Consider the following 13,967-nt stretch of genomic DNA (forward strand, 5'->3'; position numbering starts at 1 on the left):
AAGGCAGCCGCTGTCTCTGTCCCCGCGCTTGACGCGGGGCCGCAAGATGAGCGGCTTTATCAATTAAAGCCCGATACGGCAGGCTTTGATGCGATCCCGCGTCAGGCGCGGGAACAGGTTGCGGCTTCCGATACGCTTCGGGAGCGCATGCCGGTTGTGCCGTATAAGTTCAATCCGAAAAGCCTGATTCTTCCGGCATCCCTGATTACAGTCGGAGCTGTCGGCACGGCGATAGACGGGATGAACGATTTCCATCTTTTCTCGCGCAAAGATTCCGTGAAGCAAATCCGCATAGATGATTATATGGAATGGGGAATGTTAGGTTGGGTGTTTGTTTGCGACCTGATGGGGAAGGAGAAGCACAATTGGGTGGACCAGCTTTGCCTGGTTGTCATCGCCGAAGGATTTAATGCAGCCATGACGCGAACAGTTAAATATGCGGTCAACGAAATCCGTCCCGATGGCGGTCCGCATTCTTTTCCCTCCGGGCATACAGCAAATGTCTTTTTAGGTGCGCACGTCGCCTGGAAGGAGTTTAAGGACAGCAGTCCGGTGCTGGCCTATTCAGGTTATGGCTTGGCCACGCTTGTCGCCTGTTCCCGCCTGTATAACAACCGTCACTGGGTGGCGGATGTGGTGGCCGGAGCCGGTTTCGGCATCCTTTCCGTCGAGCTTGCCTATCTGACCTATTTCCCGATTCGTAATGCGATTGCCCGCCGGATTAACCTGAAAGCCAGCGACCGCCTGGTTATAGCCCCGACGCTGTCTCCCGAAGGCGGCGGGCTTTATCTCTCCTGGAAGTTTTAGAAATCCTTACTTCGTTTCGTTGATGCGGATCAGTTCTTCGATGAATGTCCGCTCGTTGCTAAGGCGGGGAATCTTGTGCTGGCCGCCTAATTTCCCTTTCATGCGGAGCCACTCGTAGAACGTGCCCTCGCGTGCAACTATAATTTCCAATGGCTGAAGCGAAATCTCCTTATAGCGTTTGGCCTCATAGTCGGAGTTGAGCTGTTGCAGCGTCTTGTCCAACAAGGCGGCAAAATCATCTAACGAAGGCGGCATCTTCTCGAATTCGACCATCCATTGATGGCGGCCTTTTGCCTTGTCGAGCATAAAGAGGGGAGCGGCGGTGTATTCTTTCACTTTCGCTCCGGTCAGGCGCGAGACGGCACTGATCGCCTTGTCGGCATTGTCCACCATCAGCTCTTCCCCAAAGGCATTGATATAGTTCTTGGTACGTCCCGAGATCACGAACTTGTGCGGATGAAGGGAGGTGAAACGGACGGTATCGCCGATCTGGTATCGCCAAAGGCCGCCGGATGTGGTAATCACCATCGCATAATTCTTGCCGACTTCGACGGCTTCCAACGGAAGAACAGTCGGGTTGTCGCTGCCCACCTCATTGATCGGAATAAATTCATAGAACACGCCGTAGTCGATCATCATCAACAGGCTGTGCTCATCCGGATCGTCCTGCAGGCCGAAGAATCCCTCCGAAGCGTTGTAGGTTTCCATGTAATGCATTCGGTCTGAAGGAATCAGCGCCTTGTATTGGTCGCGATAGGGCTCGAAACTGATGCCGCCGTGGAAGAATACCTCCATATTCGGCCAGACATCGGTCAGGTATTCCCGTCCGGTCTTTTTCAGCATCGCCTTGATCAGGACCAGCATCCAGGAAGGGACGCCGGAAAGGCTGTTCACATCGGCCCGGCAGGTGCTTTCGACAATCGCCTTGATCTTGCTTTCCCATTCGTCCATAAGGATGATTTTCTTGGCAGGGACGCGAATCAGGTTCACCAACGGATTCAGGTTCTGCAACAGGACGGCCGAAAGGTCCCCGCAGTGCGCATTCCGGTTCAGGGGCGACGGACTGTGGCTGCCGCCTAAGATCAGGCCTTTGCTGGCGAAGAAATGACTGTCGGGAGTGTTTCGTAGATAGACGGAGACGGTGTCGAAGCCGCCTTTATAATGGCACCCTCTCAGGATTTCAGGGGTGACGGGGAGGAATTTGCTTTTGTCGTTCGTGGTGCCGCTGCTTTTCGCGTACCACCGGACGACCGAAGGCCAGAGTATATTCCTTTCTCCGTTTATCATACGGGTGACGTATGGTTTTATATCGTCGTAAGTCTGCAAGGGGATACGCCGGCAAAAGTCGGCATATCCCTGAATGCTTTTGTAGTCGTATTTCAAGCCCCACTCAGTGTTGCGGGCGGTAGATAGAAGGGATTGCAACTGGTTACGCTGGATAACGTCGGTTTCCTGCGCGAATCTTGCGATCTCTTTTTGCCGGGGGCGGAAGAGTAGTGATATCGTATTCGTTAGAATATCCATGCTCCTTTTATTTGTATTGCGTACAAATGTAGGCATTCTCTTTCTATTAATATCTTAAGATATGCATATTTTCCTATCTTTGTGCTACATACTTAATCCTGTATAACGATGAGAATAGGAATCCTTTCTTCCGGAGGCGATTGTCCCGGTATAAACGCAACGATTCGCGGTGTCGGCAAGACGGCCATCATGCATTACGGCATGGAAGTGGTCGGCATCCACAGCGGTTTCGTGGGCTTATTGAATAAAGATGTACAGACGTTCGACGAACGCAGCCTCTCCGGTATCCTGAATCTGGGTGGAACTATTTTGGGTACTTCCCGCGAAAAACCTTTCCGTAAACTGTTGGCTTCCGGCGAGAGCGAGAAGCCGCAGGTCATTATGCAGAATTATGAAGAGTTAGGCCTGGATTGCCTGGTCTGCATCGGCGGCAACGGGACACAGAAGACTGCCGGCATGCTTTCGGCCTTGGGGCTGAATGTGATCGGCGTACCGAAAACAATCGATAACGATGTCTGGGGAACGGATATTACGTTCGGCTTCGACACGGCCGTGAATATTGCAACCGAAGCGATCGACCGTCTGCATTCGACCGCCAGTTCCCACAAACGTGTGATGGTGGTTGAAGTGATGGGCCATCATGCCGGATGGATCGCCCTTTATGCCGGAATGGCGGGAGGCGCCGATGTGATCCTGATTCCCGAATTAGGCTATGACCTGGAGAAGGTAAACGAAACGATCCTGGAACGTGCCCGCAAAGGTAAACCCTATTCGATCGTTGTCGTGGCCGAAGGCGTCGAGACGCCGAACAAAGAGCGTCCTTCCGTTTATGTGACGCGTGCCATCGAGGAGGCAACCGGCATCGAATGTCGTGATACGGTGTTGGGATATATCCAGCGCGGAGGCAATCCTTCGCCGTTCGACCGCAATCTGGCAACCCGCTTGGGCGGACATGCTACGGAATTGATTGCCGAGAGACGCTTCGGGCGCATGGTTTGTATGAAAGGAGATTGTGTCGAGTCTGTCCCGCTGTCGGAAGTGGCCGGTAAACTGAAGCTGGTGACTCCGGACCATGATCTGATTGTACAGGGGCAACGGATGGGAATCTCCTTTGGGAGTTGAAAGTTGAAAATTAGTTTTCGGCGGGGACGGCTTCTTGGGCGGTTTCCGCTTTTGTTTCTTCTGCACTTGCTGTCTTTGCACTTGCTGTCTCTGCGGATATTTCTTCCTGTCCGTTGTTTTCCATTGCCTCTTCGGGGAGTTCCTCAAATTCGTGCTCGGCCGTGTTCTCGCCGGTCTTCTTTTTCTTCAGTTCCGAGATGAATTGCTGGAAAGTCTTATCCGTACGCAGTTTCTTGATCGCCATCTTGGCGGCCGATTGCTGGGATTCTTTTTTCGAGTATCCGATGCCTACGCCGATCTGTGTGTCGGAAAGGGTTACACCCGTCTGAAATACCGGATTCCCGTCGTTGTCGGTAAACGATTCGATTAGGTCGAACGATATTTCCAATTTGTTCTTCTGGCTCCATTCGATCAGGCTCGATTTGAAGTTCACCTCTTTGCGGGCGATTGTATCGATGTCGATATATTTCTTGATCATCACATCCTGGATGAAATGATAGCACACCTTGTAACCCTGATCCAGATAGATGGCTCCGATCAATGCTTCAAGCGCGTTTCCATACATGTGATTGTTGTGGGAGCTTAGTTTGGCTGAGTAAACAACCATTTTGTCGAGTCCCAATTCGACGGCAATGCGGTTCAGTGTCTCGCGTTGTACGATTTTGGAGCGGGTATTGGTCAGGAATCCTTCCCGTTTGTTTTGGAAATGTTTATAAACGATATCAGCTACGATTGCATCCAATACGGCATCACCCAAAAACTCCAACCGTTCGTTATTCAGCCATCTGCCGTCACCGCTCTCAACCGAAGATGACTTGTGGAGGAAGGCCTGTTCATACAAGTGGATGTTTTCAGGGCAAAACCCAAGTATTTTGTATAAAGAAGAATAAGGCTCCTTACCGATATTCTTGAGGAGCCTTATTCTTTTGTATAGCTTTGTAAACACGTTACTTCACAAATTTTTTAACAATCGCGCAGGCATTGTGACCGCCGAACCCGAAGGTATTTGACAGTGCAGCCCGTACTTCTCTTTTTTGAGCTTTATTGAATGTGAAATTCAGTTTATAATCTATTTCCGGATCATCATCGCCATCTGCATGGTTAATCGTAGGAGGAACGATACCGTCTTTTATAGCCATAATACAAAGGATTGCTTCCAATGCTCCGGTTGCACCTAAGAGATGACCGGTCATTGACTTCGTTGAGCTGATATTCAGATTGTAAGCATGATCTCCGAAAATTTCTTTGATCGCTTTTACTTCTGAGATATCTCCTACCGGAGTCGATGTCCCGTGAACATTGATATAATCGATGTTTTCCGGAGCCATTTCTGCATCTTCCAATGCGTTACGCATAACCAACTTAGCTCCTAATCCTTCAGGATGGGAAGCGGTCAGATGGTAAGCATCGGCAGACATTCCTGTTCCGGCAATCTCGCAATATATTTTGGCACCACGAGCCAAAGCATGTTCCATTTCTTCCAAAACCAGACAAGCACCGCCTTCTCCCATTACGAATCCGTCGCGGCTTGCGCTGAACGGACGAGAGGCTGTTTCAGGCGAATCGTTGCGTGTAGACAGTGCATTCATTGAATTGAATCCGCCGACACCTGATTCCGAAATAGCAGCTTCCGCACCACCGGTTATAATCACGTTCGCTTTTCCTAAACGGATATAGTTGAATGCGTCACCAATCGCGTTGGTAGAAGAGGCACAAGCCGAGACTGTCGCAAAGTTCGGGCCATGAAATCCATAAAGCATGGAGATATGTCCGGCTGCGATATCCGAAATCATCTTCGGAATGAAGAACGGATTGAACTTCGGACCGATCGTGTCTTTGGTCTTCGCATATCCTAATACTTCTTCGTCGAATGTCTTGATACCACCGATACCAGAGGCGAAAATAACGCCGATACGGTTCTTGTCTTCCTTGTCCAAGTCCATTGCTGCGTCTTCGATCGCCTGCTTTGCTGCCTGTATTGCAAACAAGCTGTAGCGGTCGCACTTGCGGGCTTCCTTACGATCCATCACTGTCAACGGATCGAAGCCTTTTACTTCGCATGCAAATTGTGTCTTGAATTTGGATGCATCAAACTGAGTAATAGGCCCGGCTCCACTCTTCCCGTTGATAATACCTTCCCATGTTTCCGGGAGGGTATTACCAAGTGGAGTAATAGCTCCAAGACCTGTTACCACAACTCTTTTTAATTCCATACCTTTAATTAAAAGGATTGATTACTTCGCATTAGCTTCGATGTAAGCAATGGCGTCGCCTACAGTTGTAATCTTTTCTGCTTGATCATCGGGAATAGAAATACCGAATTCTTTTTCGAATTCCATAATCAGTTCTACAGTGTCAAGAGAGTCTGCTCCTAAATCGTTAGTAAAGCTTGCTTCGTTTGTAACTTCTGTTTCTTCAACACTTAATTTGTCAACGATGATAGCTTTTACTCTTTCAGCAACTTCAGACATAACTTTTTCAATTTAGATTAATAAATACGAATATACTTTTTAAATTTGCAGTGCAAAGAAAAGAATTTTTTATGTTACAAAACAAATTTAATGAGCTAAAAATGCGGAAAACTGCACATTTTTTCTTTTCTTGTGCACTAAAACAGGTAAAAACATGAAGAACATAGCCATTTTTGCTTCCGGTTCGGGTACAAACGCGGAAAATATAGCCCGATATTTCTCTAAAAGTGAAACTATTAAAGTGGCGGTTGTTTTGTCTAACAACCGGAATGTCGGCGTCCATGGACGCGTAAACAAATTGGGAATTCCCTCTTTTGTCTTTTCGCGCGACGAGTTTGCCGAGGGAAGCGCTGTTTTGGCTAAACTGGCGGAGTACGATACGGACCTGATTGTTCTTGCCGGCTTTATGAATAAAATCTCCGACACCCTGTTGAATGCCTATCCGGGCAAGATTATCAACATCCATCCGGCCCTCCTGCCCAAATACGGCGGAAAAGGGATGTACGGGATGCATGTGCACGAGGCGGTAGTCGCCGCCGGCGAAAAGGAAACAGGCATCACTATACATTATATAGACGAGCATTACGACGAAGGGACGACCATCTTCCAGGCAAAATGCCCCGTCCTTCCTTCCGACACCCCGGAAGAGGTCGCAACGAAGGTGCATGCCCTCGAATATGCCCATTATCCGCACGTCATAGAAGATCTGTTGAGATAGAGGGGCGCATGGAAAATTCGCATCCGCAATATTGCTGGTTGTAGAAGCCGTTTTCGGCTAAGAGGATGCGTCGGCGTTCGCTTAGCCCGCCTTTGCGCCAGTTCTTTTCCCAAAATTCGACATCGGTAAATTCGGCCGCTGCTGCATGGCCGGCCTCTGCGATCTGTTCGAGGCTTTTCCAGCGCGAAGAGGCTAAGGTGGTGGCAAAGGTGTCGAAACCTCTTTCGTGCGCCATGCGTGCCGTCGCCCGTAGCCGCATCCTGAAGCACTGCCGGCAGCGTCCTCCCCGTTCCGGCTCATTCTCCAGGCCGCGGATTTCCTGCAACCAGCTCTCGTGATCGTAATCTCCGTCGATGATTTCCAGCCCTAAGGATCGGGCGTAGCGGGTACATTCGGATTTCCGGATATTATATTCTTCCAGCGGGTAAATGTTCGGATTGAAATAGAACAACACCGGACGTATCCCGTTTTCCAACAACCACTCTATAATGGCCGCCGAACAGGGCGCACAGCAGGTATGAAGTAATAAATGCATATCGGGACTGGGTTTGTTACGGGGTACGAATATAAGCAATTTTATCGGATTTTGGGAGTTGGGTCGCAAAATCGCCTGATGTATCCTGAACCGTAAATCATCATTTACCGATTCAAATTTTGAACCTTCTGCAAACAGGAATTATACAATAACCCCTTTTTCTGGCGTTTTTCTATTTCATCTGAAATCTTGATCGATTTTGAACTGACTTTTTTCACTGTTTTAGCCTGTTCAACTGACAACAGATAAAACGAGGTGCGCAGTCCGTCTCGGAAGGCATACAATTTGATTGCCGGAAAGCAGAAACAGTGACAATGTGATAAACCTTAACTCCCGGAGAATCGAATATTTGAAAACAAAACGGACGGCGTTCCAAATATCTCAAGGAAATTTAGGGGCTTTTTTGCCATGAAAACGGTCCTCTTTTCAATTACGACCGTCCAAATCGCCATTACGACCGTGCTAATCTTTGCGAGGTGCCGAGTGCACTACACATTAGCACGGTCGTAATGGCAAAGAAGACGGTCGTAATTGATGGAAACGCTCAAAAAAAGCGGAAAAGTCCCTTTTTGAGGCCGAAAAAGCAGATTAACATTTGTTTGGTTTCGGATATATTTTGAGTCTAAAAAATGCGTTTTATACAATAAGCCCCCCCCCTCGGTGGAAATACACAGGCATGAAAACGGAGGCGAATGGTTTGTGCGGAAGAAGGGACGGACAGTGTTTAAAGGTCAAAAGAAAATGACGCTGATAATGACAAATTTATAGCTATTCGTTTGGATGTGAGCCTGTAAATTCATAGCTTTACGATTCTAAACAATATCGCCATGAGAAGAACAATTTATCTATTTGTATTTACGTGCCTGCTGTTGCTTCCTTTAGTATCCAATGCACAGCTTAAATCGGGTATTGTAGTTGGTGGAGGTGATAGCTGGATGCACAAGTCGAAAATTAATTCACCTTTATTATCCGGAGAAAGAGATTTGAATTGGGATCACCGTTTCAGTTTTAATGCTGGATATCAGTTCCAATATGAATTTAAAAATCATTTTTTGCTTGATGCAGCCTTGTTGTATCAAGCGAGAAGAGTGAATATCGCTTACCAGGAACAAGGAATGGACCCTAATATAGATTACGGCAAACAGCAACCTGGTGGAGCTATTTACGATAAAACAAAATTATTTAACGGATTATCGCTAAATGCTGTCGTAGGTTATAAGCTATGGAAAGGGCTAAAAGCCGGAATCGGGGTAGAACCGACGATCTATTTCAATACGACAAGCGAAAATAATATGACAGATGATAAATTTGATATTCCTCTTGTTGTAAAAGTAGGCTATGATTTCAACTGGTTTCAAGTCGATCTGTCTTATAAGAACGGATTCAAACGGCTTTACTGGAATCCTGTAGTTGGCAATACAGAGACAAGAGACTTGCAGGTGTCGATCTTTGTTCCGATTTTCAAATGATCATTGATACAACTTGCTTTGGTTTTGAAACAAAACTATATATTTAATCCTGATAATCACTGTTTTAAAAACAATGGGGTGTATCAAAAGTCCTTTGTCCCCGCGCTTGACGCGGGGTCGCAATAGAACAGGCCTTGTCAATCAGTTGTTTATACGGTCGGTTTTAATGCGATCCCGCGTCAAGCGCGGGAACAGGGCAGTTTTGACACATTCCCATTTGGTTTAGAAGTTCACATTCAACTGCATCACGAACGTCCGGGGAGGTGAGACCAGCATCGGGCGGGTGGTGTATTCTTTGTTGAACAGGTTGTTGACCATGAACTGGACGGAGGTCTCTTTTGTGATCTTCACGCCGGCACGGAGGTCAACCACGCAGTAAGGCGTGTTGTGATCCATCCAATAGGAGGTGAGCGTTTCTCCGCCCGAGTTGCCATACAAGACGTAGCGTATGTAATCCATCAGTTCCGGCTGCGATTTTTCGCGTTCGTCCACCATCAGGTAGTCGACGGCCAGCGTCTTGCTCTTCCAGGCGATGTTGGTGCCTAAGCTCAGGCGCTTCCACTGGAAGTCGAGGACGGCTTTTACGGTGTGTTTCTGGCGGTACTTCAGGTATTTGGACGTGTTGGATTTCTCTTTCATGCGCATCGGGTCGTCGAGGAGCGCTTCTTCTGCGTTCTTGCGCTTGTAGTCGACGTCTTCCGGTTCGATAAAGACATATCCTAAATTGTAGGTCAGCGTGGTGTTCGGGTTGAACGTGTAGACGCCGTTCGTGCTGATCTCCGCTCCGTAGATACGGGCTTTCGAGACGTTGTAGAACTGGGCGCCGAATCCCGGCATCTGGCCTTGGGAGACCATGTTGAGGAAGTCACGCGTGCCGTTGACATATTCGAAGGTCGAGTTGTTGAAGATACCGAAACGGAACTCGATCATGTCGGTGTACTGGGTGTAGAAGCCCGCCACGTCGAAGAAACCCATCAGGTTGCCGAACTTATAACCCTGCTTGAATCCTAACTCGGCGTTAACCCCTTTTTCCGCTTTTACCTGGTTGTTCGGGTAGACGCCGACACCGCCGATGTCTTTGCGGGCGTATTTCTCTGTCAGAGAGGGATAGCGGTAGCCTTGTCCGAAGCTGGCGCGGATAAAGCTGTAGTCGGCAAGCTGGTAGTTCAGCCCGGCGCGGAAGATCGGCTTGACCGGGATGTGGGTGCCGAAGAGTTTCGTGTCGGCTTCGCGCAGGTAGTCGTCCACACGGTAATATTCCGCACGCATACCGGCCGAAACGCCCAGGCGGTCGAAGAAGCGTTGGTCGTACTGGACGAACAGGGCGGCGTTGTCGCTGTCGTGCGTGCCGGTCATGTTGGAGACGCTTTTCATGTGCTCGTAGGTGGCGCCTGCCGTCAGCTGTATGCCGCTGTCCCATTTCTTGTTGAACTGGTAGTCGACATAATAGGTGTAGTTCTTATCGATATCGGTCTGTTTGTCTGTTTTGTTTCCGAGAGCGCCCGAGAGCCAGGGGATCAGATCCGACTGGTCCGTGGGAAGGCCGTTTTTCATCACCCACGCTAACAGATCGCAATAGTCGCCGGTCGTCGCGGTCGGGAAAATGCCGTTCAGGATATTGGTCGCCCCGTTGACGATCCCGCCTAAGTCTCCTTGCAGGATCGGCTGGATGACCGGGAAGAAGGTGCTGTAGTCGCCGTTCTGGATGTTCTGCACCAGGCCGGTGATCGAGTTGACATCGGTGCCCATATTGCCGAGGATGTCGAGGATGGACTTCTGGTTGCTGGTTCCCTGTCCGATATTGTCGCCCCGGTAATAGAAGCGGGCTTTGATCTTGTGAGACGTGTTGTTGTTCGGATTCGTAAAGTTGAAGAACGGGTCGAGATAGAAGGTGTTCGCTTCGCGTCCCATATTGGCGATGGCGGAGGGCTGGTAAGCCTCTTTCGGCGAACGCCAGAGGAAGAAGTCGGCATAGTTGTCGGCCATATAGTTGGTGTTGAAACCGTAGTTCAGCAGTTTGCCGTCCGGCATCGGCTGGTGGTACGTCAGGTTGCCGCCTACACGGAAGCGTTTGTTATAGCCCTGTTCGCGGAATCCTTCGTCGGTAAACAGGTTCAAGCCTGCCGAGACGTCGAAATCGCCGATGCGTCGTGCGTGCGACACGTCGAAGCCTTCATACAGCGGGTTGCGGATGCCGGAAAGTACGCTTTTGCGCAGGAACGGCTCGACGTCGTATTTCCCGTCCCGCCAGAAAGCCTTGTCGCTCCACTGATAGTCTTCATTCGCCGGGTCGCCATACACGCCGACGTAGGCGCGGAGGCTGGTAGTCGGTGTCAGATTGGGCCGTTTGGTCCGGATGTTGATCACGCCGTTCAGCGCCGACGAACCGTACAAGACGGAGGAAGCGCCTTTCATCACTTCCACCTGCTCGATGTTTTCCAGCGGGACGATGTTCCAGTTGATCACGCCGCTTCCCGGCATCAGGGCGTTCATTCCGTCTATCAGGACGAGGCTTCGCGAGCCGACGCCGTAGGTCCAGCCGTTACCGCCGCGGATGGAGGGCTGCCGGTCGTTGATGTCCACGCCCGGCATCGTGTTGAGTGTCGAGCTCAGGTCGGTCGGCGCCTGCCGGGCGATGTCGCCTGCTTTCAGGAGGTCCATCGAGACGGTGACGTCGCTCAGTTTCTGTTCGAAACGTCCGGCGCTGACCACCACGTCGCCTAACAGGTTCGACTGGATGTGCATGCGGATGTCCTTTACTTTCACGTCGCCGCGGTTGAGTACTAACGGCACCAGTTCGTTTTCGTATCCGATATAACTGAACAGCAGGTCCACGCCTCCTTCCGGAAGCGCGATCTCATAGGCGCCGTCGGGGTCCGAGATCGTGCCGTTCGTGTCTCCGTTAATCTTCTTGTATGTGATGTTGACGCCGGCCAGCGGTTCGTTGTTGTCGGCGTCATAGACATGTCCTTTCAATGTCTGTCCGAAGGCCGCTCCGGTGAAGAGCAGCAATGAAAAAATCAGGCTATATAGCTTTCTCATGATGAATTGCTTTTTTAATAATTAGGTTTGTCCTTATATAAGTAAATACCGATTTCGATAGGAATTGTGTTCAGTTCCTGGATCAGCTGGTCCAGTATCGCGCCGACGGTTTTGCCTTGTAGGAGCAGGCCGGCGAGACCGGCAAACTGGGGCGGTATCATGTCGCCGATCAGATCCATGACAGGCGCATCTAACGTCTCGGCAGGGATAAGCATTTTGACAATGGGCAGCAGGGTGAGCAGCTCCTGCAGTTCCGTTTTGTTGAGTAACAGGATGATATCGCCTTGTGCCGGGTTGGCGCTCGGACGAATCTCCATTTTGATACCGGTTGTCGACCAGCCGATGATCTTTTGGTAAGCCGCCATGATGGCGTTTTCCATTGCGCTCTGGTCGGAGTCGGCTTTCGTCTGTTTGTTCATCATCACCTGGCGGATGATCATGTCGATTTGCAAAGTGACATAAAGGGAATTGTTTTCCGCGTAACAGGTCGCCAAGTTAGCGGGCGAGGCGGTCCAGTCGCTTGCGGGATGCTTGACATACGTGCCGATCAGGTCTCCTATCGCGACGGAATCGGGCAGGGGCGCGTAGTTAGCGATGATGTTGCCGTCCGGGCGGAAGGTGATATCGTCGAGGACGGAACTGATCAGGTTGCCGACGAGTTGGCCGCCGATCATATTGTAGAGCATTCCGAGCATCGTTTGCATGCCGCCGTTGTCCACATTATAATAGGAGGCATTGTTGTGGGCGATATACCAGGTCCCGTTTGCCGTCAGCTGGTTGGCGGGAATGGTGATGTCCGACAGTTCGAGTGTCATCTTTCTTTTCTGTACGCTTCCCTGATAATGAAAGGCGGTGCCGGTTGCGGCGGTTGTGCTTCCGCTGAATGTATAGCCGTCTGCGGCGGGTGAAAGAGGTACGTTTTCGAGTTTCGTCTCTCCGTCGTGCGGTAGTACATATTTAAGAATGAGATCCGCTGTTTTTCCGTCTCCCGTCTTGAATTCGACGTCTTTCCCGATGAAAATATTCTCGTTGTAGCTTAAAACTAATGAGTCGCCGTTTGCCGGAGCACTTAGTTTATTGGAATAAATCCCGCTCAGGCCTGCCGGGGAGAGGCTTTTGTCGTTGTCGTCATCATCGCAGGATATCAACAGGATAGCCATCGCTATGGCACAAATAAAACGTAGTGATAATTTTCTGTTCATAGAGTATTCTTTTTATCGAATTATAGGATGGTACAAAGAACAGGCTTATGTTCGAACCAAACAATCTCCATATTTGGGAATGTATATTCTATTTTTAAGAATGTTGGGTGAGGTAAGTATATTTTGTTACTTTTGGTACGACAAAAAGATGTGATATGAAGATAGACGTTGACTTGCCTAAATTTGACATTCCGAAGGATTATATTGTGGGTGATGGTATCACGGGTGAAATCCTGAATATGTACGGGCTTTTCCCTTGTAAGATAAAGGCTGGGGTGTTTGCTTTTTGTACGCAGGGGACGATCCGGCTGACGATTAACCTGAGCGAATATACAGTCCGTGCCAATGATTTTGTCACATTGCTTCCGAATACTTTTATCCAGATCCACGAGGTGTCGGACGATGCCCGGGTCTGTTTCGTCGCCTTTTCCTCCCGCTTTCTGGAGGGGATCAATTTTATCCGGACGATCTCCAATCTGATCGTGACGATTATCGAGAATCCGGCGGTGCCGTTGTCTGAGAATGCGGCGGCTATCTATAAAGACTTTTTCGCCCTGTTAGTGCGTGCCGATAATGATCCGGATTCGATCTTGTTTGCCGATAGCCTGAAGCCGATCCTCGATCTTATCTTCCAGGGAATCATTAATATGTATAAGAAGATCAGTACCTGGCGCGAACCGGTATTGAGCCGCGACAAGGAGATTGCCCGTGAATTCGTGCAGCTTGTTTGGCAATATTATACGAAGGAACGCAGCGCCTCTTTTTACGCCAGTAAGCTGCGGATCACACTGCCTCATTTCTGTTCCGTGATCAAGAAAACAACCGGGATGACGGCTTTGGACATCATCGCCAGTGTCGTGATCCTGGATGCCAAAGCCCAGCTGAAATCCACCAACCAGCCGATCAAGGAAATATCGATCGGACTGGGCTACAGCAATGTAGCGTTCTTCGATAAATATTTCCGCCGCTATGTCGGCATGTCTCCGTTAGAATACCGGAACAGCTAAAAGGGCGGTATCGGCAAATATTAAAATCTGAATGACGAATCGTAAAGATGGATGTTGATTGGTAATGAGA

General features: G+C 49.5%; 12 protein-coding genes. 5 read left to right on the plus strand and 7 right to left on the minus strand.

Features of this window, described 5'->3' with window-relative positions; genetic code table 11:
• Positions 1–93 precede the first annotated feature (93 nt).
• On the plus strand, positions 94–807 hold the full coding sequence (locus DWU89_RS03340; protein WP_244205845.1) for a phosphatase PAP2 family protein: 714 nt from the start codon (positions 94–96) through the stop codon (positions 805–807).
• A 6-nt stretch (positions 808–813) separates the two neighbouring features.
• Here DWU89_RS03340 and DWU89_RS03345 read toward each other — a convergent pair whose 3' ends face one another.
• Positions 814–2,331: a GH3 auxin-responsive promoter family protein gene (locus DWU89_RS03345; RefSeq protein WP_115498264.1), complete on the minus strand. Its 1,518-nt coding sequence runs from the start codon at positions 2,329–2,331 to the stop codon at positions 814–816.
• A gap of 108 nt (positions 2,332–2,439) precedes the next feature.
• Here DWU89_RS03345 and DWU89_RS03350 point away from each other — a divergent pair, with 108 nt between their 5' ends.
• The gene (locus DWU89_RS03350; protein WP_115498265.1) at positions 2,440–3,453 is read left to right on the plus strand and encodes an ATP-dependent 6-phosphofructokinase; all 1,014 of its coding nucleotides are present in this window, start codon (positions 2,440–2,442) and stop codon (positions 3,451–3,453) included.
• Between the two features lie 10 nt (positions 3,454–3,463).
• On the opposite strand, the gene rnc is transcribed toward DWU89_RS03350, so the two are convergent.
• Genes rnc through DWU89_RS03365 form a run of 3 tightly spaced genes read right to left on the minus strand, consistent with a single transcriptional unit; the run spans position 3,464 to position 5,924 of the window.
• Complete coding sequence (rnc, locus tag DWU89_RS03355; RefSeq protein WP_115498266.1) at positions 3,464–4,399, minus strand: ribonuclease III; 936 nt, start codon at positions 4,397–4,399, stop codon at positions 3,464–3,466.
• A gap of 1 nt (position 4,400) precedes the next feature.
• Entirely contained in the window at positions 4,401–5,666 is a 1,266-nt protein-coding gene (gene fabF / locus DWU89_RS03360; RefSeq protein ID WP_115498267.1) for a beta-ketoacyl-ACP synthase II, read from the minus strand.
• Positions 5,667–5,687: 21 nt separating this feature from the next.
• Entirely contained in the window at positions 5,688–5,924 is a 237-nt protein-coding gene (locus tag DWU89_RS03365; protein WP_005639879.1) for an acyl carrier protein, read from the minus strand.
• 154 nt (positions 5,925–6,078) lie between these two features.
• Here DWU89_RS03365 and purN point away from each other — a divergent pair, with 154 nt between their 5' ends.
• A complete protein-coding gene (purN, locus tag DWU89_RS03370) occupies positions 6,079–6,642 on the plus strand; it encodes a phosphoribosylglycinamide formyltransferase (protein ID WP_115498268.1) in 564 nt (187 codons plus the stop codon).
• On the opposite strand, the gene DWU89_RS03375 is transcribed toward purN, so the two are convergent.
• A complete protein-coding gene (locus tag DWU89_RS03375; protein ID WP_115498269.1) occupies positions 6,620–7,177 on the minus strand; it encodes an epoxyqueuosine reductase QueH in 558 nt (185 codons plus the stop codon). The genes purN and DWU89_RS03375 overlap by 23 nt on opposite strands.
• 827 nt (positions 7,178–8,004) lie before the next feature.
• Here DWU89_RS03375 and DWU89_RS03380 point away from each other — a divergent pair.
• Positions 8,005–8,646, plus strand: coding sequence for an outer membrane beta-barrel protein (locus DWU89_RS03380; protein ID WP_244205841.1), 642 nt, complete (start codon positions 8,005–8,007; stop codon positions 8,644–8,646).
• 222 nt (positions 8,647–8,868) lie between these two features.
• Here DWU89_RS03380 and DWU89_RS03385 read toward each other — a convergent pair whose 3' ends face one another.
• Together DWU89_RS03385 and DWU89_RS03390 are read right to left on the minus strand one after the other, a co-directional pair.
• The gene (locus tag DWU89_RS03385) at positions 8,869–11,688 is read right to left on the minus strand and encodes a TonB-dependent receptor (protein WP_115498270.1); all 2,820 of its coding nucleotides are present in this window, start codon (positions 11,686–11,688) and stop codon (positions 8,869–8,871) included.
• Positions 11,689–11,702: 14 nt separating this feature from the next.
• Complete coding sequence (locus tag DWU89_RS03390; protein WP_115498271.1) at positions 11,703–12,890, minus strand: DUF4925 domain-containing protein; 1,188 nt, start codon at positions 12,888–12,890, stop codon at positions 11,703–11,705.
• A 155-nt stretch (positions 12,891–13,045) separates the two neighbouring features.
• On the opposite strand from DWU89_RS03390, the gene DWU89_RS03395 reads away from it, so the two are divergent.
• On the plus strand, positions 13,046–13,897 hold the full coding sequence (locus DWU89_RS03395; protein WP_115498272.1) for a helix-turn-helix domain-containing protein: 852 nt from the start codon (positions 13,046–13,048) through the stop codon (positions 13,895–13,897).
• Positions 13,898–13,967 lie beyond the last annotated feature (70 nt).

It is taken from the genome of Parabacteroides acidifaciens, assembly GCF_003363715.1.
Lineage (GTDB): Bacteria > Bacteroidota > Bacteroidia > Bacteroidales > Tannerellaceae > Parabacteroides > Parabacteroides acidifaciens.

What these genes read in the sequence shown, in the direction of transcription:
- fabF (WP_115498267.1), bottom strand. Translation starts at nt 5,666, where the DNA reads ATGGAATTAAAAAGAGTTGTGGTAACAGGTCTTGGAGCTATTACTCCA.
- DWU89_RS03380 (WP_244205841.1), top strand. Translation starts at nt 8,005, where the DNA reads ATGAGAAGAACAATTTATCTATTTGTATTTACGTGCCTGCTGTTGCTT.
- DWU89_RS03395 (WP_115498272.1), top strand. Translation starts at nt 13,046, where the DNA reads ATGAAGATAGACGTTGACTTGCCTAAATTTGACATTCCGAAGGATTAT.
- DWU89_RS03385 (WP_115498270.1), bottom strand. Translation starts at nt 11,688, where the DNA reads ATGAGAAAGCTATATAGCCTGATTTTTTCATTGCTGCTCTTCACCGGA.
- DWU89_RS03375 (WP_115498269.1), bottom strand. Translation starts at nt 7,177, where the DNA reads ATGCATTTATTACTTCATACCTGCTGTGCGCCCTGTTCGGCGGCCATT.
- DWU89_RS03345 (WP_115498264.1), bottom strand. Translation starts at nt 2,331, where the DNA reads ATGGATATTCTAACGAATACGATATCACTACTCTTCCGCCCCCGGCAA.
- DWU89_RS03350 (WP_115498265.1), top strand. Translation starts at nt 2,440, where the DNA reads ATGAGAATAGGAATCCTTTCTTCCGGAGGCGATTGTCCCGGTATAAAC.
- purN (WP_115498268.1), top strand. Translation starts at nt 6,079, where the DNA reads ATGAAGAACATAGCCATTTTTGCTTCCGGTTCGGGTACAAACGCGGAA.
- DWU89_RS03365 (WP_005639879.1), bottom strand. Translation starts at nt 5,924, where the DNA reads ATGTCTGAAGTTGCTGAAAGAGTAAAAGCTATCATCGTTGACAAATTA.
- DWU89_RS03390 (WP_115498271.1), bottom strand. Translation starts at nt 12,890, where the DNA reads ATGAACAGAAAATTATCACTACGTTTTATTTGTGCCATAGCGATGGCT.